Origin of the sequence: Novosphingobium sp. MBES04 (assembly GCF_000813185.1) — a bacterium.
Lineage (GTDB): Bacteria > Pseudomonadota > Alphaproteobacteria > Sphingomonadales > Sphingomonadaceae > Novosphingobium > Novosphingobium decolorationis.
Genome location: NZ_DF850488.1, coordinates 861,133 through 881,058, shown reverse-complemented (window position 1 = coordinate 881,058; position 19,926 = coordinate 861,133). Strand labels below are relative to the sequence as shown.

The following is a 19,926-nucleotide window of genomic DNA, read 5'->3' as shown; positions in this document are numbered from 1 at the left end:
ATATAGACGATGAACGACCTGAATGGCTACGACGTCGAGGATCTGCAGCCGGGCATGAACGCCTGCTTCTCGAAGACCATTACCGAAGCGGACATCGTGATGTTTGCTGGCGTCTCCGGCGATACCAATGCGGTACATCTCAACGAAGAGTTCGCGGCCACGACGCGATTTGGCGCACGCATCGCGCACGGCTTTCTGACGGCCAGCGTGATTTCTGCAGCGGTCGCAAACCGGCTGCCGGGGCCAGGTACGGTCTATCTGGGGCAGCAATTGCGCTTCAAGGTGCCTGTCAAACCGGGCGACACCGTTCATGCCGCGGTCACCGTACTGTCGGTGGAGGTGGCCAAGGCACGGGCAGTGCTGTCCACGGTCTGCCGAGTCAAGGACACCGTAGTCATCGAGGGCGAGGCAACGGTGATGATCACTTCGCGTGCGCAGCGCGCAGCAAGCGAGCTCCAGGCCATGCCCTCGGTGGCCTGAACCTCAATAGGAAATCCTCTCATGAAAATTCTCGTATCCGTAAAACGCGTGGTGGACTACAACGTCAAGGTGCGTGTGAAGTCCGACGGCAGCGGCGTGGACATCGCCAACGTCAAGATGAGCATGAACCCCTTCGACGAGATTGCTGTTGAGGAAGCCGTGCGCCTGAAAGAAAAAGGCGTGGTCACCGAAGTGATCGCCGTCTCCTGCGGCGTGGCCCAGTGCCAGGAAACGCTGCGCACTGCCATGGCCATCGGCGCCGACCGCGGCATCCTGGTCGAGACCAATGAAGAACTGCAGCCGCTGGCCGTGGCCAAGCTGCTCAAGGCTCTGATCGAAAAGGAACAGCCCGGCCTCGTGATCCTGGGCAAGCAGGCCATCGACGACGACTGCAACCAGACGGGTCAGATGCTGGCGGCGCTGGCCGACCTGCCGCAAGCCACCTTCGCCTCCAAGGTCGAGATCGCTGGCGACAAGGTGAACGTGACCCGCGAAGTGGACGGCGGCCTCGAAACCCTGGCGCTGAACATACCTGCGGTCATCACCACCGACCTGCGCCTGAACGAGCCGCGCTACGTCACGCTGCCCAACATCATGAAGGCCAAGAAGAAACAGCTGGACACCTTCAAGCCCGAGGAACTGGGCGTGGACGTGGCACCCCGCATCAAGACGCTGAAGGTCAGCGAGCCGCCCAAGCGCGGCGCCGGAGTCAAGGTGCCCGACGCGGCCACCCTCATTGACAAGCTCAAGAACGAAGCCAAGGTCATCTAAGGCTCATCACAACAACATCGAAAGGACACCAGCCATGACCGCACTCGTTATTGCAGATCACGACAACGCAAGCATCAAGAGCGCCACCCTCAACACCGTCACGGCCGCCAAGGCCTGCGTCGGTGACGTGCACGTGCTCGTCGCCGGCGAGAACGCCGCCGCCGCTGCTGCCGCCGCCGCCCAGATCGCTGGCGTCGCCAAGGTCATCCACGCCGACGGCGCGAGCCTGAAGCACGGCCTGGCCGAGAACATCGCCGCCCAGGTGCTGGCCATCGCGGGCAACTACAGCCACATCCTGTTCCCAGCCACCGCCGGCGGCAAGAACGTGGCCCCCCGCGTGGCCGCCAAGCTCGACGTGGCGCAGATCAGCGACATCACCAAGGTCGACGGCCCCGACACCTTCGAGCGCCCCATCTACGCCGGCAACGCCATCGCCACCGTGCAATCGGGCGACGCCACCAAGGTCATCACCGTGCGCGGCACTGGCTTCGACGCCGCGTCCGCCACCGGTGGCGCAGCAGCGGTCGAGACCGTCGCCGCCGTCGCCGACTCCGGCAAGAGCAGTTTCGTGGGTTCCGAGATCGTCAAGAGCGACCGTCCCGAGCTGACGGCCGCCAAGATCATCGTCTCGGGTGGCCGGGCGCTGGGCAGCGAAGAGAAGTTCAAGGAAGTCATCACCCCGCTGGCCGACAAGCTGGGCGCCGCCATCGGTGCCAGCCGCGCCGCGGTGGACGCGGGCTACGCCCCCAACGACCTGCAGGTCGGCCAGACCGGCAAGATCGTGGCGCCGCAGCTGTACATCGCCTGCGGCATCTCGGGCGCCATCCAGCACCTGGCGGGCATGAAGGACTCCAAGGTGATCGTGGCGATCAACAAGGACCCGGAGGCACCGATCTTCTCGGTGGCCGACTACGGGCTGGAGGCGGACCTGTTTGCCGCCGTGCCGGAGATGACAGCAATTATCTAAATAGGAGCATGACTATGGCCTTGCTGCGCCAGTATTTGTTCGAACTGCGAGCGGCCCTTGAGGCAGGCGCGGCAAGTTGCGATAGCCAAGAAGTGCCGAGTATATTGAATCCCTGTTTTACCGAAATTGCTGCTATCGATCCATCAACCATGGCGGAATCAAATGTGCTATTCAGACCATCTTCGATTGTCAACAAGGTACCACTAGTTCAATGAAGCGGGTCTTGTAGTAATCGCACTCAGTCGCTAACTCGCCGACAACGACTTACAGGCTCGATATATTGGTACATCGGCATTACGACCGGTATTCTCCGCCTTCAAAGTCCCAAGAATCCGGGGGGGGGGCTTGCGTGTCGCAGGAATGGAAAATTTTCCAATGGAGCTTAGACATTTACGCTACTTTCTCACGGTCGCCGAGGAGCTTCACTTTGCTCGGGCTGCAGAAAAACTGCATATGGATCAGTCACCTCTATCCCGTGCCATCAAAGATCTGGAAGACGAACTAGGAGCAAAGCTATTCACCCGTACCACACGCAACATTCGACTGACTCATGCCGGCAAAGTATTTCTGGAGCGGGTTCCACGTATCTTTGAGGCACTGGAACAAGCGCGCGATGGTGCGAAATCGGCCGCCAGTGGGTTTCATGGCCAGTTGCGCATTGCCCTGTCCGACGGTATCACGCCATCGCGGCTGCCTGCCTTGCTGGCCCGTAGCCGCGAGGAAGAGCCCGAAGTAGAAATCCGCCTGTTCGAGGTACCACTGGATCAGCAGATCAGAGGCTTGCAAGAAGACCTGTACGACGCGGGCTTGTCTATGGCGGACGAGGTAGGCGACGGCATCGTGACGACTCCCGCGTGGGATGACGAATTGATGGTGGCGCTGTCTTTGCGCCACCCCTTGCTGGAGCACCGGCGCATTCCGCTGGAGATGGTGTTGCAGCAACGGTTGGTGCTCGGCGACCCGGCCGCATGCCAGGGGCATACTCGCCAGATAGACCGCATCCTGCAGAAGCGGGACGAGGAGTTGCAGATCCTCCAGCGCGTTGCCACCTTCGACGTGATGATGGCCCTGGTATCCGCAGGACTGGCGGTTGGTCTGGCAGGTGCAGCGCATATCGCATCCAGTAAAGAGCCTGGAGTCAAGGCCCGTCAGTTGGCGGGAACGCCACCCATGCTGACAACTTATCTGCTGCGTCGAGATACTGAACCGTCACCGATGCTGACCCGGTTCATTCAACGTGTCGTCACCATGGATTCGGCTGGTGCCGATAACGTGACCGATTCGTGAATCCGAAATCCAAAGGACGCTCGCCATGAACAAAATCGTGATGTCCGTGATTGCCGTTGTGATGACGGCCTGTGGTCCTGCCAATCCTACAGAGACAGTGGATGAGCTGGTGGCGAACCCCGCACGCATCAAGGAAATCCAGCGCCAATGCAAGGAAGATCGCGCGAAGATCGGCGATGAACTTTGCATGCGCGCAGCCGCAGCCGCCGAACGGCGCTTCTTCGGCGACAGGCCGGAGCAGAAGAAAGCCCCGTAGCCCACGCAAGGCGCACCGGCGTCGCGCTTCTGCGACAGCTTGCGCACTGTTACCTCGATACGCCGCAGCGCCTTTGTGCCTGCGGCATTTTTATTGTCTTCGCCACAGCAAGAACTATGGCTTTTTAAGCCTTAATCCCGGCGATTTCAGTCTTTGACCGGTACTCCCTATGGCATTGATCCTGATAGGGGCGGCACGTTGTTGTGCCGTTCTCGGAGGCAGGATCATGCAAGGGACGAACGTGCTGTTCGGTCAGATTGCCGTCGTATTCGGCATCGTGATCGCCGGAGTGTGGAGCGCCACGCAATGGACGGCAGCGGCTCTGGGGTACCAGCTACGCCTGGGATCGCCGTGGTTCGATTTCCTCGGCACGCCGGTCTATCACCCGTGGCGCCTGTTCGAGTGGTGGTTCTTCTTCGATGCCTACGCGCCGCATGTCTTCGACGTGGGCGGGGTCATTGCAGCGGGCAGTGGCCTGTTCGCGGTGCTGGTCGCCATCGGCATGTCGATCTGGCGCTCGCGCCAGTCCAAGCTGGTCACGACCTATGGCTCTGCGCGCTGGGCCAACGCGGAGGACATTCACAAAGCGGGCCTTGACCAGTCCGCGGGCGTGTTCCTCGGCCTGCATCGCCAGCAGTACCTGCGCCATGAAGGCCCGGAACACGTCCTGACCTTCGCGCCCACCCGCTCGGGCAAGGGTGTGGGCCTAGTGGTGCCGACCCTGCTGTCGTGGCCCGCATCCGCCGTCATCCACGACATCAAGGGCGAGAACTGGAGCATTACCGCAGGTTGGCGTTCGCGCTTCTCGCACTGCCTGCTGTTCAACCCGACGGATAGCCAGTCGGCGGCCTACAACCCGCTGCTCGAAGTGCGGCGCGGCGGGCATGAGGTGCGCGACGTGCAGAACATCGCGGACATCCTGGTCGATCCAGAAGGCGCACTGGAGCGGCGCAACCACTGGGAGAAGACTTCGCATGCGCTGCTGGTTGGAGCCATCCTGCATGTGCTCTACGCGGGCGAAGACAAGACGCTGCGCGGCGTGGCGAACTTCCTTTCCGATCCTGCCTGCCCATTCGATCTGACCTTGCACCGCATGATGACCACGCCCCACCTCGTGAATGAGGAGGGTGGTGGCCCGCATCCGGTGGTGGCTTCAGCGGCGCGCGAAGTGCTCAACAAGAGCGACAACGAGCGCTCGGGCGTGCTGTCCACGGCCATGTCGTTCTTGGGCCTCTACCGCGACCCTACGGTGGCCGAAGTCACGTCGCGCTGCGACTGGCGCATCGCTGACCTGATCGCGGCCGAGCATCCGGTGTCGCTGTACTTGGTGGTGCCGCCTTCGGACATTTCGCGGACGAAGCCGCTGATCCGCCTGATCCTCAACCAGATCGGGCGACGCCTCACCGAATCGCTTGACGGCTCCGATGGCATCGAGCGCCGCCACAAGCTGCTGCTGATGCTCGATGAATTCCCCGCGCTCGGGCGGCTGGATTTCTTCGAGACGGCGCTGGCCTTCATGGCGGGCTACGGCATCCGCAGCTTCCTGATCGCGCAGAGCCTGAACCAGATCGATAAGGCCTACGGCCAGAACCATTCGATCCTGGACAACTGCCATGTGCGCGTGACCTTCGCCACCAACGATGAGCGCACCGCCAAGCGGATATCCGAGACACTGGGAACCGCCACCGAACTGCGCGCGCAGCGCAACTATGCCGGCCATCGGCTCGCGCCCTGGCTGGGGCACCTCATGGTGTCACGGCAGGAGACAGCCCGCCCGCTGCTGACGGCCGGCGAAGTCATGCAGCTACCGCCCGACGAGGCGGTGGTGATGGTCTCCAGCGTGGCGCCGATCAAGGCCAGGAAGCTGCGCTACTACGCGGACGCCAACTTCAAGCGACGGGTGCTGCCGCCGCCGGTGCTCGCCGCGGGGCGCTATGCCGACGTGCCGCCGGCCCGTGCGGATGACTGGAGTGGGCTGGCGATTCCCGCCGTGCCCGTCGCACCGGCCGCGGCATCGGCCGATGGCCTGGAGCACCTGGGTTCGACCGATGACGGCGGCCCGCGCCGTCAGCCCGAACTCTCCGAGACCGTCGCCTACGACCCCGACCTGGTTGCGCCCGCAGCCGACCTCGGGCTGCTCGATGACGACGACATGCCTTTGCCTCTTTCGGTCTCCCTCCCGCGCCAGCTCGACCCGGCCCTGCAGCGCACGGCCCGGCTGGCATCCCTCGACCCTGACGACGGAATCGCGCTATGAGTCAGCACCGCTTGAATCTCTTCATCCAGCCCGAGCACGCCAGGCGGCTCGACGAACTGGCCGCCGCCAAGGGCGTGTCCAAGTCCAGCATCGTCGCGGCAGCGCTTGCATCGTGGCTGTCGCCCGACGCTGGCGACCAGCGCGAAGCCGCCATCGCCAAGCGACTGGATCGCCTGTCGCGCCACGCCGAGCGCCTGGAGCGCGACCAGAACATTGCCATCGAAACGCTGGCGCTGTTCATCCGCTACTTCCTGACCGTCAGCACACCTGTTCCCGAGGCCCATCAGGACGCCGCCCGCGCCCAGGGCAAGGCCCGCTTCGAGCAGTTTGTCGAACAGCTTGGCCGCCACCTGCTGCGTGGGCGCAGTCTGGTGCGCGACGTGGTGGACGAACTGAATCCCGATCCGATGCGGATGGCGGACACGGCCGAAGCACAGGAGCGAGCCTCATGAGCGCCGTTCCTTCCTCCTTCACGGCCACATCGCTGGATCGCCGCATCCAGATGCTGCGCACGGCAATGGGGCCGCTGATCGCTGCCGCGCTCGAAGACCCGGACGTGGTGGAAATCATGCTCAATCCCGACCGGACGCTCTGGGTGGATCGCCTGTCCACGGGCCGCGCGCCGATGGGCGTGGAGCTGTCCGAGGCCGATGGCGAACGCATCATCCGCCTCGTGGCTGCCCACGTCGGCGCCGAAGTGCATCGGGGTCAGCCACTGCTGACAGCCGAGCTGCCGGAAACCGGCGAACGCTTCGAGGGCATCCTGCCGCCCGCTGCACCGGGGCCAGCCTTCGCGCTGCGCAAGCGCGCCTTCGGCGTGATCCCGTTGTCGCGCTACATCGAGGACGGGATGATGACCGCCGCACAGGCGGGCCTGCTGGTGCGCGCTGTGCGCGAGCGCCAGAACATCCTGATCGCCGGTGGGACGAGTACCGGCAAGACCACCCTGGCCAATGCGTTGCTGGCCGAGATCGCCGCCACCGGCGACCGCGTGCTGGTGCTCGAAGACACGGTGGAGCTGCAATGCGCAGCCCGCGACCACGTACCGCTGCGCACACGCCAGGGCGTGGTGTCCATGACCGAGCTGGTGCGGTCTTCGATGCGCCTGCGCCCGGATCGTGTCGTCGTCGGCGAGGTGCGCGGCGCCGAGGCGCTGGATCTCATCAAGGTCTGGGGCACCGGCCATCCAGGCGGCGTCGCCACCATCCACGCCGGCTCCGCGCTGGGCGCATTGCTGCGCCTGGAGCAACTGATTCTCGAAGTGGCGGTGAACCCGCCCCGTGCGCTGATCGCGGAAGCGGTCAATGTGGTCATCCACATCGCCGGGCGCGGGCGCAAGCGCCGCATCGAGAGCATCGCCCGCGTCGTCGGCTTCGATGGCGTGGGCTACCAACTGGCGGATGCACTGGAGGCTCCATTCCCGGAGCTGCTGCCGCAGTCCGACCTTTCCTCCCCGTCCCCTGACCACTCTGGAGAACTGCCATGACGCAGATGATCGTTCCTGCTTTCCGTACTTCCGCAAATCCTCTTCGCCGGCCCGCGCGGCTGGATAACCTGGCTCGCCCGGCCATGCAAGGCTTGATGCTCGCGGCGCTGATGCTGCTGCTTGCGGGCACCGCCCAGGCCGCGGGTTCCTCGATGCCCTGGGAAGGGCCGCTGCAATCCATCCTCGAATCCATCCAGGGGCCGGTGGCCCGGATCATCGCGGTCATCATCATCATCGCCACGGGCCTGGCGCTGGCCTTCGGCGATACCTCGGGCGGGTTCCGCAAGCTGATCCAGATCGTCTTCGGTCTGTCGATCGCGTTTGCCGCGTCCTCGTTCTTCCTGTCGTTCTTCAGCTTCTCGGGCGGGGCCGTCGTATGAACGCGGCCCACGATGGCGTGCAGGGCTTCGCTCCCGGCTTTGAGGTGCCGCTGCATCGCTCGCTGACCGAGCCGATTTTGATGGGCGGCGCTCCGCGCACCGTGGCCATCACCAACGGCACCTTGGCCGCTGCCGTGGGCCTGGGCTTGCAGATGTGGATTCCCGGCGTGGTGCTCTGGATCGTCGGTCATGCGCTGGCGGTTTGGGGCGCGCGCGTCGATCCGCAGTTCATGCAGGTCTTCGCCCGCCACATCAAGCACCGGCCGCTGCTGGACGTGTGAGGGGAATGCCATGCTGAACCTTGCCGAATACCGCCAGCGGCCCGCATTGCTGGCCGACTGGCTGCCCTGGGCCGGGCTGGTTGCGCCGGGCGTCGTGCTGAACAAGGATGGCTCGTTCCAGCGCACGGCGCGCTTTCGTGGCCCCGACCTCGACAGTGCCACGCAGGGCGAGCTGATCTCTACGTCAGCACGATTGAACAACGCGTTGCGCAGGCTGGGTTCGGGCTGGGCCTTGTTCATCGAAGCCGAGCGCCGGCCCGCCGCCAACTACCCGCACTCGGAGTTTCCCGAGCCGCTGTCGTGGCTGGTAGACGAGGAACGCCGCGCCGCCTTCCAGGACTCGGGCAACCACTTCGAGAGCGGCTACCACCTGACGCTGATGTATCTGCCGCCCGAGGAGGCACGCGCCCGCGCGGCGGGCCTGCTCTACGAGAACCGTCCGACCGAAGGCGTGGACTGGCGCGAGCGCCTGACGGCCTTCGTCGCGGAAACGGATCGCATCTTTGACCTGCTCGATGGCGTGATGCCGGAGATCGCGTGGCTCGATGACAGCCAGACGCTGACCTACCTGCACTCGACCATCTCCACGCGGTGCTATCGCGTCGGTGTGCCGGAAGTGCCATTCCATCTCGATGCGCTGCTGGCCGATTCCGCGCTCATTGGCGGGCTGGCGCCCATGCTGGGCGATCAGCACCTGCGCGTGGCGACGGTGCGCGGCTTCCCGACCTCGACCTGGCCGGGGATTCTGGATGACCTCAACCGCCTCGGCTTTGCGTATCGCTGGTCAACCCGGTTCCTGTGCCTCGACAAAGCCGATGCGGAAAAGGAGCTTTCCCGCCTGCGCCGCCAATGGTTCGCCAAGCGCAAGAACGTCATCGCATTGCTGCGCGAAACCATCTTCCAGCAGGAAACCCCGCTGGTCGATACCGACGCGAGCAAAAAATCGGCGGATGCCGATGCGGCGTTGCAGGAGCTGGGCAGCGACCAAGTGGCCTTCGGCTATGTCACCACCACGGTGACGGTGCTCGATGCCGACCCGGCGAAGGCCGATGAGAAGCTGCGCATGGTGGAACGCGTCATCCAGGGGCGCGGCTTTGTGACGATCCCCGAAACGCTCAATGCCGTGGATGCCTGGCTATCGTCGATTCCGGGGCACGCCTACGCGAACGTGCGCCAGCCCATCATCTCGACGCTGAATCTGGCACATCTGATGCCGGTGTCCGCCGTATGGGCCGGGCCGGAGAAGAACGACCACCTCGACGGCCCGCCGCTGATCGTCACGCGCACCGAGGGGGCAACGCCGTTCCGGCTGGTGACGCACATTGGCGACGTGGGCCATACCTTGGTGGCCGGCCCCACGGGCATGGGCAAGTCGGTCTTGCTCGCCACCTTGGCGATGCAGTTCCGTCGTTATCGCGGCTCGCGCATCTTCGCCTTCGACATGGGGCGCTCGATGCGCGCCACCATCCTGGGCTTGGGCGGCGAGCACTACGACCTGGGCACGGATGGAGAAATTGCCTTCCAGCCGCTCGCCCGCATCGACCGCGAGGGCTATCGCACCTGGGCGGCCGAATGGCTCGAAGGCCGCTTGCGGCATGAGGGTGTCGCGGTCGGCCCCGACGAGAAGGTGGCCATCTGGTCGGCACTCGGCAGTCTCGCCGGTGCTCCGCTGGAGCAGCGCACGATGACCGGGCTTTCCGTCTTGCTGCAATCGAACGCACTGCGGCAAGCGCTGGCGCCCTATGTGCTAGGTGGCGCACACGGCAAGTTGCTGGATGCGGATTCGGATCGCCTGGGCGCTGGTTCCGTGCAGTGCTTCGAGATGGAGGAACTGATGCACAGCAAGGCCGCTGTCATGGCCGTGCTGCATTACCTCTTTGCGCGCTTCGATGAACGCTTTGACGGTGCGCCGACGCTGCTGATCCTCGACGAAGCGTGGCTGTTTCTCGATGACCCGGTGTTTGCGGCGCACATCCGCCAGTGGCTCAAGACGCTCAGGAAGAAGAACGTCAGCGTCATCTTTGCCACGCAGAGCCTGGCGGACATCAAGGATTCGAGCATCGCGCCGGCCATCATCGAGAGCTGCGCGAGCCGCATCTTCCTGCCCAACCCGCAGGCGACCGAGCCGCAGATTCGCACGATCTACGAAGGCTTCGGGCTCAACAGCCGCCAGATCGAGATCGTGGCGACTGCACAGCCCAAGCGGGACTACTACTACCAGTCGCGTCTCGGCAATCGCCTGTTCGACCTCGACCTGGGCGCCGCGACCTTGGCCTTCGCGGGTGCGTCCACGCCGCAAGACCAGCGCGACATCGACGCGGTGCTCGCTGCCGCCACCACCTCCACATCTTCCGCTTCCACCCCGTTCGCGGCCACCTGGCTGCGCCATCGCGGCCTGCATTGGGCCGCCGAACTGCTGTCCTCGTTTCCTTCCCACCCGCAGGAGAACTCACCATGAAAACCCGCATCCTTCCCGCCGCAATCGCCGCCGTCCTGACCGGCTCCCTGATGTTCGCCCAGCCCGCGGCGGCCCTCATCGTGTTCGATCCGTCCAACTTCGTGCAGAACATGCTGACGGCCATCCAGACGCTGCAGCAGCTCTACAACCAGATCAAGCAGTTGCAGAACGAGGCCAAGATGTTGGAGAACCAGGCGCGCAACCTGGCGAGCTTGCCATCCAGCGTGGTCGGTCAGTTGCGCGCCAACCTGGCGTTGACCCAGCGGCTGATCGACCAGGCCAAGGGCCTGGCCTACGACGTGACGAACATGGACAAGGAGTTCAAGCGCCTGTATCCCGAGCAGTACGCTGCCACCGTGAGCGGCGACCAGATGTACCGGGACACGCAGGAACGCTGGAAGAACACGCTCACCAGCCTGCAGACCGCGATGCAGATGCAGGCCCAGGCCTCGCAGAACCTCAAGGATGACGAGGCCGTGCTGGCTGACCTCGTGGGTAAGAGCCAATCGGCCGTGGGCGCGCTGCAAGCGATGCAGGCCATGAACCAGTTGCTGGCCCTGCAGGCCAAGCAGTCGATCCAGACGCAACGCTTGCAGCTCACGCAGGATCGCGCCGTATCGCTGGAGCAGGCGCGGCAGGCCGCGGCCACGGAGCGCGGGCGCGAAATCACGCGGCGCTTTCTGGGCTCTGGAACGCCATACACGCCGCACCCCGTCGATTTCTACAACCGCTGACGGGGCCGGGCCATGAACGACGTATCGGTCATCGACCGCTTTCTCGATGTTTTCTCGCGCTACATCGACTCGGGCTTTGGGCTGCTGCAGGGCGAGGTGGCGTTTCTGACAGCCACGCTGATCGTCATCGACATGACGCTCGCCGGACTGTTCTGGGCGATGGGCCATGCCAGCGGCCAGGGCGAGGACGTGATCGCCAAGCTGATCCGCAAGGTGCTCTATGTGGGCGCCTTCGCCTACATCATCGGCAACTTCAACATGCTCGCGGGCGTGGTGTTTCGCTCTTTCGCGGGGCTGGGCCTGACGGCCAGCGGTTCCAGCGTGAGCATGGGCAACTTCCTGCAGCCGGGGCGGCTGGCCAAGACCGGCATCGACGCGGCGGCCCCCATCCTGGAGCAGATCAAGCAGATGGCGGGCTTCCCGGAGGTGTTCGTCAACATCACCTCCATCGTGGTGCTGTTCCTCGCGTGGGGCATCGTCCTCCTGTGCTTCTTCGTGCTGGCGGTGCAGCTCTTCGTGACGCTGATCGAGTTCAAGCTGACCACGCTCGCGGGCTTCGTGTTGGTGCCGTTCGCCCTCTGGAACAAGACGGCGTTCCTGGCCGAGAAGGTGCTGGGCAATGTGGTGTCTTCGGGCATCAAGGTGCTGGTGCTCGCGGTCATCGTGGGGATCGGCACCGGGCTGTTTGCCGAGTTCAGGATTCCCGCAGGTGCCGAGCCCTCCATCGACCAGGCGCTGGTCATCATGCTGGCTTCGCTGTCCATGCTGGCCCTGGGCATCTTCGGGCCGGGCATTGCCACCGGGCTGGTGTCCGGCGGGCCACAGCTTGGAGCCGGTGCGATGGCCGGAGCAACGCTGGGGGCCGCAGGCGCTGCCATTGGCGTCGGGGCTGCGGCTGCTGGCGTCGGCAGCGCCGTGGCTGCAGGGGCGCGGATGGCACCTGGTGCAGCCCGCCTTGCGGCCGGCGGCGCGCGCGGCGCCAAGGCGGCTTTCGATGCTGGCTCTACGGCCGCAGGCAGTGGCATCCAAGGCGCTGCCGCTGGCGCGGGCAACGTGGCCAAGACCGCCGGGCAAAAGGTAGCCGACGGCGCACGCTCGATGAAGGAGCGCGTGGCAGCGGCCTTCCGGCCGGATGAGGCGCCGGCATCTGGCGCTGATGCCGCAGATGCGCCTCCATCCAACGAACAGCCTGCCTGGGCCAAGCGCCTGCACCGCAGGCAGCAGCTCACCCATGCCGCGACCACGGCCGCCCACACGCTGCGCGGCGGCGACGGCGGCAGCTCCAGCCAGGGGCCAAGCCTTCGTGATTCCGATTCATAAGGAGAACTCCCATGCGATTCAAACGACCGCAGGTGCGCTACGCCGATACGCCGCAGCCTGCCACCCCGTACCAATCCGCCGCCCAGGTCTGGGACGACCGCATCGGCTCGGCCCGCGTGCAGGCGAAGAACTGGCGGCTTATGGCCTTCGGCTGCCTCACGCTGGCGGTGCTGATGGCCGGCGGCCTGGTCTGGCGCTCGGCGCAGTCCATCGTCACGCCCTACGTGATCGAGGTGGACAACGCGGGCCAGGTGCGCGCTGTCGGCGAAGCCGCCACGCCGTACCAGCCCAGCGATGCGCAGATTGCTTACCACCTGGGCCGCTTCATCGGCCTGGTGCGCTCGCTGTCCATCGACCCCATCGTGGTGCGGCAGAACTGGCTCGATGCCTATGACTACACCACGGACAAGGGCGCCGTGGTGCTCAATGAGTACGCGCGGGTGGCTGATCCGTTCTCGCGCATCGGCAAGGAGTCGGTGACGGTGCAGGTGTCCAGCGTGACCCGCGCCAGCGACCAGTCCTTCAACGTGCGCTGGACCGAGACGCGCTTCGTCAACGGCGCGCTGGATCGCACCGAGCGCTGGAACGCGGTGATCTCCACGGTGCTGCAGACCCCGCGCACGGAGCAGCGCGTGCGCAAGAACCCGCTGGGTATCTACGTCAACGGGCTGGCGTGGAGCCGCGAGCTGGAAGGAAACGAAGGAGCAAAACCATGAATGGACATTTCCGTAAACCCGCCTTGCCTGTGATCCTACTGGCATCCACCGTTTTGTTCTCGGGCTGCGCCACGCAGGGGACTCCGCCGCCATCCATCTCGTTGGATGGGCCGGTGCAGGCCCAGCCGCTGCCCGAGGCGCCGAAGCCCGTGGAGGTCGTGACCGTGCCCGAGGTGCTGGCACTGCCTGGACAGATGAAGCCGCTGGCCGGTGATGCCAAGGCCACACTGGAATCGCCCGACGAGAAGGTGCGCGTGACCCGTGCGAACACGGAGGCCCGTGTTGCGCCCACACGCGAGGGCTATGTGAACGCCATCCAGGTCTGGCCGTTCACTGATGGCGCGCTGTACCAGGTCTATGCGGCCGTGGGTCGCGTGACCGTGATCGCGCTCCAGCCGGGCGAGGAACTGGTGACGGTGGCTGCCGGTGACACGGTGCGCTGGATCGTGGGCGACACATCGAGCGGCAGCGGCGATGCGCTGCGCGTCAATGTGATGGTCAAGCCCATCCGCTCGGGCCTCAAGACCAATTTGGTCATCACGACCAGTCGGCGCACCTACCTGCTAGAACTGACTTCGACCGAGAAGACATGGATGGCTTCGGTGTCCTGGGAATACCCCAAGGACAGGATGCTGGCCCTGCAGCGCCAGGCACAAGCGGCCAGCGCCGCCGCGCCGGTCGATGCCGGGCTGTCGCTGGAGAAGATCCGTTTCCGCTACGCGGTCAGCGGCAGCAATCCGCCGTGGAAGCCGTTGCGGGCCTTTGACGATGGCGAGAAGGTCTATATCCAGTTTCCGGCGGGCATCGCTCAAGGCGAGCTACCGCCAATGTTCGTGATCGGCGCGCAAGGCGACGGACAACTGGTGAACTACCGCTTCCGCTCGCCGTACTACATCGTGGATCGGCTGTTTGGTGCGGCCGAGCTGCGCCTGGGTGGCGATAAGGGCGCCGTGGTGCGAATTGAGCGCACCGATGGCGTGGCACGGAGGAATTGAGCATGAGCCAAGACAACACCCCCGACCATGCCACTTCTCAGGGGGGCAAGGCGGCGCCCGAAGCGATGGCGTTGCGCGCCCAGCCGCGCCCGGTCACGCGCCTGAACCGGCGCACGCTGGCCATGCTCACCGGCGGCCTGTCGGTCGCCGTGCTCGGGGCCACGATCTGGGCCCTGCAGCCGCACCGGCGCGGCGCAGGCTGGCAGAACGAGCTGTACAACGTGGATCGGGTCTCAAAGTCCGAAGGGCTGGATGGGTTGCCGTCCGATTACTCGAAACTGCCGAAGGTGCCCGAGCTGGGGCCGCCGCTGCCGGGCGACCTGGGGCCGGCCATCGTGGCGGCGCAGCAGCCCACCTACATGCCGCCGGGACATGATCCCAACGACGCCTTGCGCAAGGAGGCCGAAGCGGCGGCGGCTTCGGCGGTGTTCTTCCGCTCGGGAAAGCCGGGCCAAGCCGCTGGCGCTGTCGCGCAGGCGGCGCCCGGAGCACCCGGCATGGCCAACGCCTTGGCAGGGTTCGATCCGCTGGCGGCCGGTCCGGCCTCGACGGCGGCCCAGCCCAGTGATCCCACCACCGTGCAGAACCGGCAAGACCAGAAAGAGGCGTTCCTGAAAGGCGGCTCCAAGGAGACTCGCAATTCCGGCAATCTCCAAATGCCAGCCTCGCCGTACCAGGTGATGGCCGGGACGGTGATCGCAGCGGCGCTGGTCACAGGCATCAAGTCCGACCTGCCGGGCGATGTGATCGCCACGGTGACGGAGCCGGTCTATGACACGGCTACGGGCAGGTTCCTGCTGATTCCGCAGGGCTCGCGCATTTTGGGCAAATACAACAGCCAGGTGAGCTTCGGGCAGAGCCGGGTGCAGATGGTGTGGAACCGGATCATCTTGCCAGACACATCCTCGCTGACGCTCGACAACCTTGTCGGCACCGATCCTGCGGGCTACGCAGGGTTGGAGGATGAAGTGGATCAGCATTGGGGCCGCATCTTTGCCGGGGCGGCGCTGACCACGCTGCTGGGTATCGGCGCCGAGTTGGCCGCGCCGGAGAATCGGCAGAACGGCAACCGCATCGTCATTGCCGGGCGCGATGGTCTGCAGGACAGTGTGAACCAAGTGGGGCAGGAGATGACCCGGCGCAACATGAACATCCAGCCGACGCTGACAGCGCGGCCGGGGTTGCCGGTGCGGATCATCGTGGCAAGGGATTTACAGGTTCGAGCTTACCAGCCGCTCTTTCTTCAGCGTGGAGGTGCCCGATGAACATGGCCAGAAAACTCCGGCTTGGGCCGCTGCCATCGACCAGCAGCACCAAGCTGACATTCGCTTGTCCAGCCAGCCTGAAAATGGATCTAGACCGGTACGCCGCTCTTCATGCGCAGACCTATGGCGAAGCGGTCGATGCGGCCACGCTGATCCCGCACATGCTCGAAGCCTTCATGGCGGGGGATCGGGGATTCAAGCGGGGTGGCAAGGCCAAGGCCGTCGCCACCCCGAAGTCAGGATGACGATGCTCCGACATAGATTTAATGAAGAACGCGCGGCTCCAGGCCGTGCGTTCTTCGTTTGGGAAGCCGGTAATATGGGAGTTCAGGTCGGTTGCCGACGCTGCACTCCGTGTCCGATGTAGCGCGATCCGGCTTTCTCTCCCAACGCTCTCATGTGGCACCTAGCCCACACCGCCGAGGTGCCATCGGGTGGCACGATACAGAGCTAACTTGCTGTCTCGTATAAGGTTTCAGGCCAAATGGGATGCCTTGAAAATACTTGACACCGAACATTTTTTAATGGTGCCGTTCCCTCAGCGAATGAGGGACGCGGGGGGCGTGTCAGTTGGCGCCAGCGCCCACCGGAATGGCGGTTCCCTGCTTCAGGTAGACGCGGTTGTCGTCGATCTTGTCGACATTGCCGAGGTCGAGGAAGTGGTGCTGGCCATCCGAACTGTCGGTGCGGGTCAGCTTGATGCGATCATCCTCGATTCCATCGACGGTGCCCACGTGCTGGCCATTGGCATCGGTAACTTCCATGTGTTCGCGGATACGGAGCTTCTCGAGCATATCTCTCTCCTTTCGCTCTGTTTTGCTGCGTTGTTACCCCTGATAACGCGCATCCCCCCGGGGGGCGTTCCGGCGTCCATCGCATCATGGGCACGGTTGATGGAGGCGGGAGCGTGCGAGCGGCGCGCTTTGCCGCGGGGCGTGCGTGGAGAGGCTTCGGGCGTGCGCGGATCGCACGGGAACGGCTCGGGTGCCTTGCGTATTCTGTTGATTGAAAAGCCTAATCAGGAGAATACGAACGTGTTTCGCAGGAATGCCATCATGGCCGTCTCGCTCGCCGTCGCCGCATCGGTCGGCCTTTCGGCCTGCAACCAGTACGGCCATCCGCGCCCCGGCCACCACCGCCCGCACGACCGCTACGAGAAGCGCCACGACCGGGGACACCACGGCAAGCGCCGCCACGACCGTCGCCATGACCGCCGTCACGACGACCGGCGCGGCCCTTGGTAAGAGGCAGAAGAATAGGTCCGAGGGCCATCGCCCTCGGGCTCCCAAAACAGTCGACCTCACCTTTCTCGGCCATCGCGGCGCGCGAAAGGTGAGGTCGCCCGTTCTGGGGTCAAGGGGTGATGACCCCTTGAAACGTCCTTCTTCCGGGTCCTGTTTACCTGTCCCGTTACCGCGTGTGACAATTTGCGGCTTGAGCGCGTGCGCGTCCTGCGCTTTGCAGTTGAGCGATTCGTAATTGTTCAAAGGGACACGCTTCTCACATGCGCAAGTGGCACCGCTGGCTCTCGCTCTTCTTCGGAATCTTCATGCTGTGGATCGCGGTCACCGGCGTCCTCAGCCAGGTTGCGGTGCTGTGGCCGGCAGGGACCCCCGATCCGGCCGTGGAGGCGCTCGCAACGCCGCCGGAAGGTTTCGAATGCCCCGAGGGCTGGCGCTGCATGCCGCCGCGCGCTTCGGGCGGTATCCGCTCGATGGTCGGCCTGTTCCATCACCTGCATTCGGGCGAGACCTTCGGTGCCATCGGTACCGCGATCTCGGTGCTGTCGGGCCTGGCTCTGGTGTTCTTCTCGATCTCGGGGATCTGGCTCTACGTCCAGATGTGGCGCTTCCGGACCAAGCGCAAGCTGGCCCCGCGCTGGTTCTGGAAGTGAACCCGCGGCGGCAATAGCGCGCGACGCAAGAAGGGCCCGGGTCATCATGATCCGGGCCCTTTTCGTATCTGGCAAGTGTGCCGGGGCTCAGGTCGAGCTGGGCATGCCGAAGGTGATGTCGCCGCGATCGGAAAGGAGCACGCCTTCCTCGCCCACGCCGTCGATCTGGCTGAGCGCGATGAAGGAGTGCCCGCCATCTCCCGCGAGCATGACTTCGTCGCCTTTGACTTCGGAAACCCGGCCAAGGCAGGTCCCCTCGGCGTCGATCACCTTCATGTCCTTGTGAATGGTTCCCAGGCTCGTCGTCCAGAATGTCCCTTCGGCAGCGCGAGGGCGGCTGGCGGTGGTGGTCATGGCGTCTCTCCTGTTGGGCCCGGTAAGGGCCGGAATGTTCCTGCTGAAAGAACGCGCAAGGAGGCTACGCAGTTCCCCGCAAAGCCCCGGATGCGGCGGGGTTTGCAGGCCCGGGTCGCGTTCGTGCTGCACGTGCGAAAACGGCGGTCCGGGCACTAGGTGTGGGGTGTGGCTCGGCGGTCATGCCCCAAATCTATGATTCACAAGCGATTCAAAGCTGTGTAAAGTTCGAGAAATTTTGGCCGTTGGGCTGCACAAGGAGGGGCCATTTCGTCTATCCGCTTGGGTCCCGGGCGCGACTCTCGTTGCACCGGGCCAGATCATGCGGATTGCGAAAGACGGACCACCTCTTTCGCCCTTCGCCAACAACGCACCACGTTAGACATCCAACGGAGTCAGTCGCCCATGCCTCTTCTCGACGCGCGCAAGACCTACAAGCCTTTCGAGTACCCTTGGGCCTACGACTACTGGAAGCGCCAGCAGCAGCTGCACTGGCTGCCCGAGGAAGTGCCGCTGGGCGAGGATTGCCGCGACTGGGCGCAGAAGCTTTCCGAGCATGAGCGCAACCTGCTCACGCAGATCTTCCGCTTCTTCACGCAGGCCGACGTGGAAGTGCAGGATTGCTATCACGAGAAGTACGCGCGCGTCTTCAAGCCGACCGAGATCAAGATGATGCTCACCGCCTTCTCCAACATGGAGACGGTGCACATCGCGGCCTATTCGCACCTGCTCGACACCATCGGCATGCCCGAGAGCGAATACGGCGCCTTCCTCGAATATGCCGAGCTGAAGGACAAGCATGACTACATGCAGAACTTCGGCGTCGACAACGACGAGGACATCGCGCGCACGCTCGCCATGTTCGGCGGCTTCACCGAGGGCGTGCAGCTCTTCGCCAGCTTTGCCATGCTGATGAACTTCCCGCGCTTCAACAAGATGAAGGGCATGGGCCAGATCGTCACCTGGTCGATCCGCGACGAATCGCTGCACTGCGAGGGCATCATCAAGATGTTCCACGCCTTCACCAAGGAGCGCGGCTGCCTGACCAAGGCCGTGCGCGACGACATTGCCGATGTCTGCCAGACCACGGTGCGCCTCGAAGACAACTTCATCGACCTCGCCTTCGAGATGGGCCCGGTTCCGGGCATGACCGCCAAGGACATCAAGAAGTACATCCGCTACATCGCGGACTGGCGCCTCGACCAGCTGGGCCTCAAGCCGATCTACATGATCGACGAGCACCCGCTGCCCTGGCTCACCCCGCTGCTGAACGGTGTGGAGCACGCCAACTTCTTCGAGACCCGCGCGACCGAATACTCGAAGGGCGCGACCCGTGGCGACTGGAACACGGTGTGGGCGAACTTCGATTCGCGCCGCAAGGTGAAGCCGGATGACGCGGCGCAGGCCGACGACGGCAGCGAGCCCGGCCTCTTCGAGGACACCCAGGCCGCCGAGTAAGCGGTATCGGGAAAAGGGCCCAGCAAAGGCGCTCTTCGGCACGGCCGATGCGAAATGAACACGGCCCGGCGGGAAACCTGCCGGGCCTTTTGTGTTAGATGGGTAACACAGTCTTTCCATCGAAGGAGTGACCGCATGCGCCATCTGCCTGTTTCCCGCTCTCTCCGGATGGCCTTTCTGGCCATGCCCATCCTGTTTGCAGGGGGCGTGTCCGGCGCGCTTCCGGTCGCCGCGCAAAGCGGTGTCATCGCGCGCACCGACGCCGAGATCGCGAAGGCCATGCAAAGCCCCTATCTCAAGATGGTGCGCAACATATCGCCAAGCGAACTCGTGCCCGGCACGCCCATCGTCGAAGGGGACGGGGCTGTCATCGGTACGGTCGAGGGGCGCGATGGAGCGACCGTGGTGCTGGTCGATGAGCGCTATCGCTACCGCGTGCCCGTCACCGAGATCTACGCTTATACCAGCGGCGACGTGGACCACTTCGCGAGCCGTGTACCCCGCAAGGACATGGCGCGCGCGAAGCTGGAGACGGGAGAACGGCGCGGCGGCTAGGTGCAGGCGTCG

The 19,926-nt window shown here is 64.6% G+C and carries 24 protein-coding genes; 22 read left to right on the top strand and 2 right to left on the bottom strand.

All coding sequences use genetic code 11. From position 1 onward, the window contains the following. Positions 1 to 9: 9 nt before the first annotated feature. From MBENS4_RS03920 to MBENS4_RS03840, 18 genes are all read left to right on the top strand, one after another. The gene (locus tag MBENS4_RS03920) at positions 10 to 480 is read left to right on the top strand and encodes a MaoC family dehydratase (protein WP_008642609.1); all 471 of its coding nucleotides are present in this window, start codon (positions 10 to 12) and stop codon (positions 478 to 480) included. A gap of 21 nt (positions 481 to 501) precedes the next feature. Continuing rightward, entirely contained in the window at positions 502 to 1,251 is a 750-nt protein-coding gene (locus tag MBENS4_RS03915; protein WP_008642611.1) for an electron transfer flavoprotein subunit beta/FixA family protein, read from the top strand. 34 nt (positions 1,252 to 1,285) lie between these two features. After that, complete coding sequence (locus tag MBENS4_RS03910; RefSeq protein ID WP_008642612.1) at positions 1,286 to 2,218, top strand: electron transfer flavoprotein subunit alpha/FixB family protein; 933 nt, start codon at positions 1,286 to 1,288, stop codon at positions 2,216 to 2,218. A gap of 14 nt (positions 2,219 to 2,232) precedes the next feature. After that, on the top strand, positions 2,233 to 2,433 hold the full coding sequence (locus tag MBENS4_RS25225; RefSeq protein ID WP_124988613.1) for a hypothetical protein: 201 nt from the start codon (positions 2,233 to 2,235) through the stop codon (positions 2,431 to 2,433). A 160-nt stretch (positions 2,434 to 2,593) separates the two neighbouring features. Further along, a complete protein-coding gene (locus MBENS4_RS03905) occupies positions 2,594 to 3,505 on the top strand; it encodes a LysR family transcriptional regulator (protein WP_008642614.1) in 912 nt (303 codons plus the stop codon). Positions 3,506 to 3,530: 25 nt separating this feature from the next. Beyond that, positions 3,531 to 3,761 carry an EexN family lipoprotein gene (locus MBENS4_RS03900; RefSeq protein ID WP_008642615.1) on the top strand — a complete coding sequence of 77 codons (231 nt, stop codon included), beginning with the start codon at positions 3,531 to 3,533 and terminating at the stop codon, positions 3,759 to 3,761. A gap of 226 nt (positions 3,762 to 3,987) precedes the next feature. Further along, positions 3,988 to 6,018, top strand: a complete 2,031-nt coding sequence (locus MBENS4_RS03895) for a conjugal transfer protein TraG (protein ID WP_008642616.1) — start codon at positions 3,988 to 3,990, stop codon at positions 6,016 to 6,018. Beyond that, positions 6,015 to 6,470, top strand: a complete 456-nt coding sequence (locus MBENS4_RS03890; protein ID WP_008642617.1) for a ribbon-helix-helix protein, CopG family — start codon at positions 6,015 to 6,017, stop codon at positions 6,468 to 6,470. The genes MBENS4_RS03895 and MBENS4_RS03890 overlap by 4 nt, the downstream gene beginning before the upstream one ends. After that, positions 6,467 to 7,504 (top strand): P-type conjugative transfer ATPase TrbB, encoded by a 1,038-nt coding sequence (gene trbB, locus MBENS4_RS03885; protein ID WP_008642618.1) that lies wholly within the window; start codon positions 6,467 to 6,469, stop codon positions 7,502 to 7,504. Before MBENS4_RS03890 ends, trbB begins: the two co-directional genes overlap by 4 nt. 83 nt (positions 7,505 to 7,587) lie before the next feature. Then, positions 7,588 to 7,884: a TrbC/VirB2 family protein gene (locus MBENS4_RS03880; RefSeq protein ID WP_015014587.1), complete on the top strand. Its 297-nt coding sequence runs from the start codon at positions 7,588 to 7,590 to the stop codon at positions 7,882 to 7,884. Next, a complete protein-coding gene (locus tag MBENS4_RS03875) occupies positions 7,881 to 8,165 on the top strand; it encodes a VirB3 family type IV secretion system protein (protein WP_008642620.1) in 285 nt (94 codons plus the stop codon). The genes MBENS4_RS03880 and MBENS4_RS03875 overlap by 4 nt, the downstream gene beginning before the upstream one ends. 10 nt (positions 8,166 to 8,175) lie before the next feature. Continuing rightward, the gene (gene trbE, locus MBENS4_RS03870) at positions 8,176 to 10,623 is read left to right on the top strand and encodes a conjugal transfer protein TrbE (RefSeq protein WP_008642621.1); all 2,448 of its coding nucleotides are present in this window, start codon (positions 8,176 to 8,178) and stop codon (positions 10,621 to 10,623) included. Continuing rightward, a complete protein-coding gene (gene trbJ, locus MBENS4_RS03865; protein WP_008642622.1) occupies positions 10,620 to 11,357 on the top strand; it encodes a P-type conjugative transfer protein TrbJ in 738 nt (245 codons plus the stop codon). The genes trbE and trbJ overlap by 4 nt, the downstream gene beginning before the upstream one ends. A 12-nt stretch (positions 11,358 to 11,369) precedes the next feature. After that, positions 11,370 to 12,677, top strand: coding sequence for a P-type conjugative transfer protein TrbL (gene trbL / locus MBENS4_RS03860; RefSeq protein ID WP_034201269.1), 1,308 nt, complete (start codon positions 11,370 to 11,372; stop codon positions 12,675 to 12,677). A gap of 11 nt (positions 12,678 to 12,688) precedes the next feature. Continuing rightward, positions 12,689 to 13,393: a conjugal transfer protein TrbF gene (trbF, locus tag MBENS4_RS03855; protein WP_008640769.1), complete on the top strand. Its 705-nt coding sequence runs from the start codon at positions 12,689 to 12,691 to the stop codon at positions 13,391 to 13,393. After that, positions 13,390 to 14,388 (top strand): P-type conjugative transfer protein TrbG, encoded by a 999-nt coding sequence (gene trbG, locus MBENS4_RS03850; protein WP_008640770.1) that lies wholly within the window; start codon positions 13,390 to 13,392, stop codon positions 14,386 to 14,388. Before trbF ends, trbG begins: the two co-directional genes overlap by 4 nt. Positions 14,389 to 14,390: 2 nt before the next feature. After that, positions 14,391 to 15,653 (top strand): TrbI/VirB10 family protein, encoded by a 1,263-nt coding sequence (locus MBENS4_RS03845; RefSeq protein WP_039388913.1) that lies wholly within the window; start codon positions 14,391 to 14,393, stop codon positions 15,651 to 15,653. Continuing rightward, a complete protein-coding gene (locus MBENS4_RS03840) occupies positions 15,650 to 15,898 on the top strand; it encodes a DUF2274 domain-containing protein (RefSeq protein ID WP_008642645.1) in 249 nt (82 codons plus the stop codon). The genes MBENS4_RS03845 and MBENS4_RS03840 overlap by 4 nt, the downstream gene beginning before the upstream one ends. A gap of 321 nt (positions 15,899 to 16,219) precedes the next feature. On the opposite strand, the gene MBENS4_RS03835 is transcribed toward MBENS4_RS03840, so the two are convergent. Then, positions 16,220 to 16,447, bottom strand: coding sequence for a DUF2171 domain-containing protein (locus tag MBENS4_RS03835; protein ID WP_039388908.1), 228 nt, complete (start codon positions 16,445 to 16,447; stop codon positions 16,220 to 16,222). A gap of 240 nt (positions 16,448 to 16,687) precedes the next feature. Here MBENS4_RS03835 and MBENS4_RS03830 point away from each other — a divergent pair, with 240 nt between their 5' ends. Beyond that, the gene (locus tag MBENS4_RS03830) at positions 16,688 to 16,897 is read left to right on the top strand and encodes a hypothetical protein (RefSeq protein ID WP_144400842.1); all 210 of its coding nucleotides are present in this window, start codon (positions 16,688 to 16,690) and stop codon (positions 16,895 to 16,897) included. Positions 16,898 to 17,157: 260 nt separating this feature from the next. Next, positions 17,158 to 17,547, top strand: coding sequence for a PepSY-associated TM helix domain-containing protein (locus tag MBENS4_RS03825; protein WP_039388905.1), 390 nt, complete (start codon positions 17,158 to 17,160; stop codon positions 17,545 to 17,547). 87 nt (positions 17,548 to 17,634) lie between these two features. Here the strand turns inward: MBENS4_RS03825 and MBENS4_RS03820 are convergent, their stop codons facing one another. Continuing rightward, positions 17,635 to 17,901 carry a DUF2171 domain-containing protein gene (locus tag MBENS4_RS03820; protein WP_039388902.1) on the bottom strand — a complete coding sequence of 89 codons (267 nt, stop codon included), beginning with the start codon at positions 17,899 to 17,901 and terminating at the stop codon, positions 17,635 to 17,637. 405 nt (positions 17,902 to 18,306) lie between these two features. On the opposite strand from MBENS4_RS03820, the gene MBENS4_RS03815 reads away from it, so the two are divergent. Both MBENS4_RS03815 and MBENS4_RS03810 read left to right on the top strand, forming a co-directional pair. Next, positions 18,307 to 19,359, top strand: coding sequence for a ribonucleotide-diphosphate reductase subunit beta (locus tag MBENS4_RS03815; protein ID WP_039388900.1), 1,053 nt, complete (start codon positions 18,307 to 18,309; stop codon positions 19,357 to 19,359). A 135-nt stretch (positions 19,360 to 19,494) separates the two neighbouring features. After that, positions 19,495 to 19,914, top strand: a complete 420-nt coding sequence (locus MBENS4_RS03810; RefSeq protein WP_039388898.1) for a hypothetical protein — start codon at positions 19,495 to 19,497, stop codon at positions 19,912 to 19,914. Positions 19,915 to 19,926: the final 12 nt, after the last annotated feature.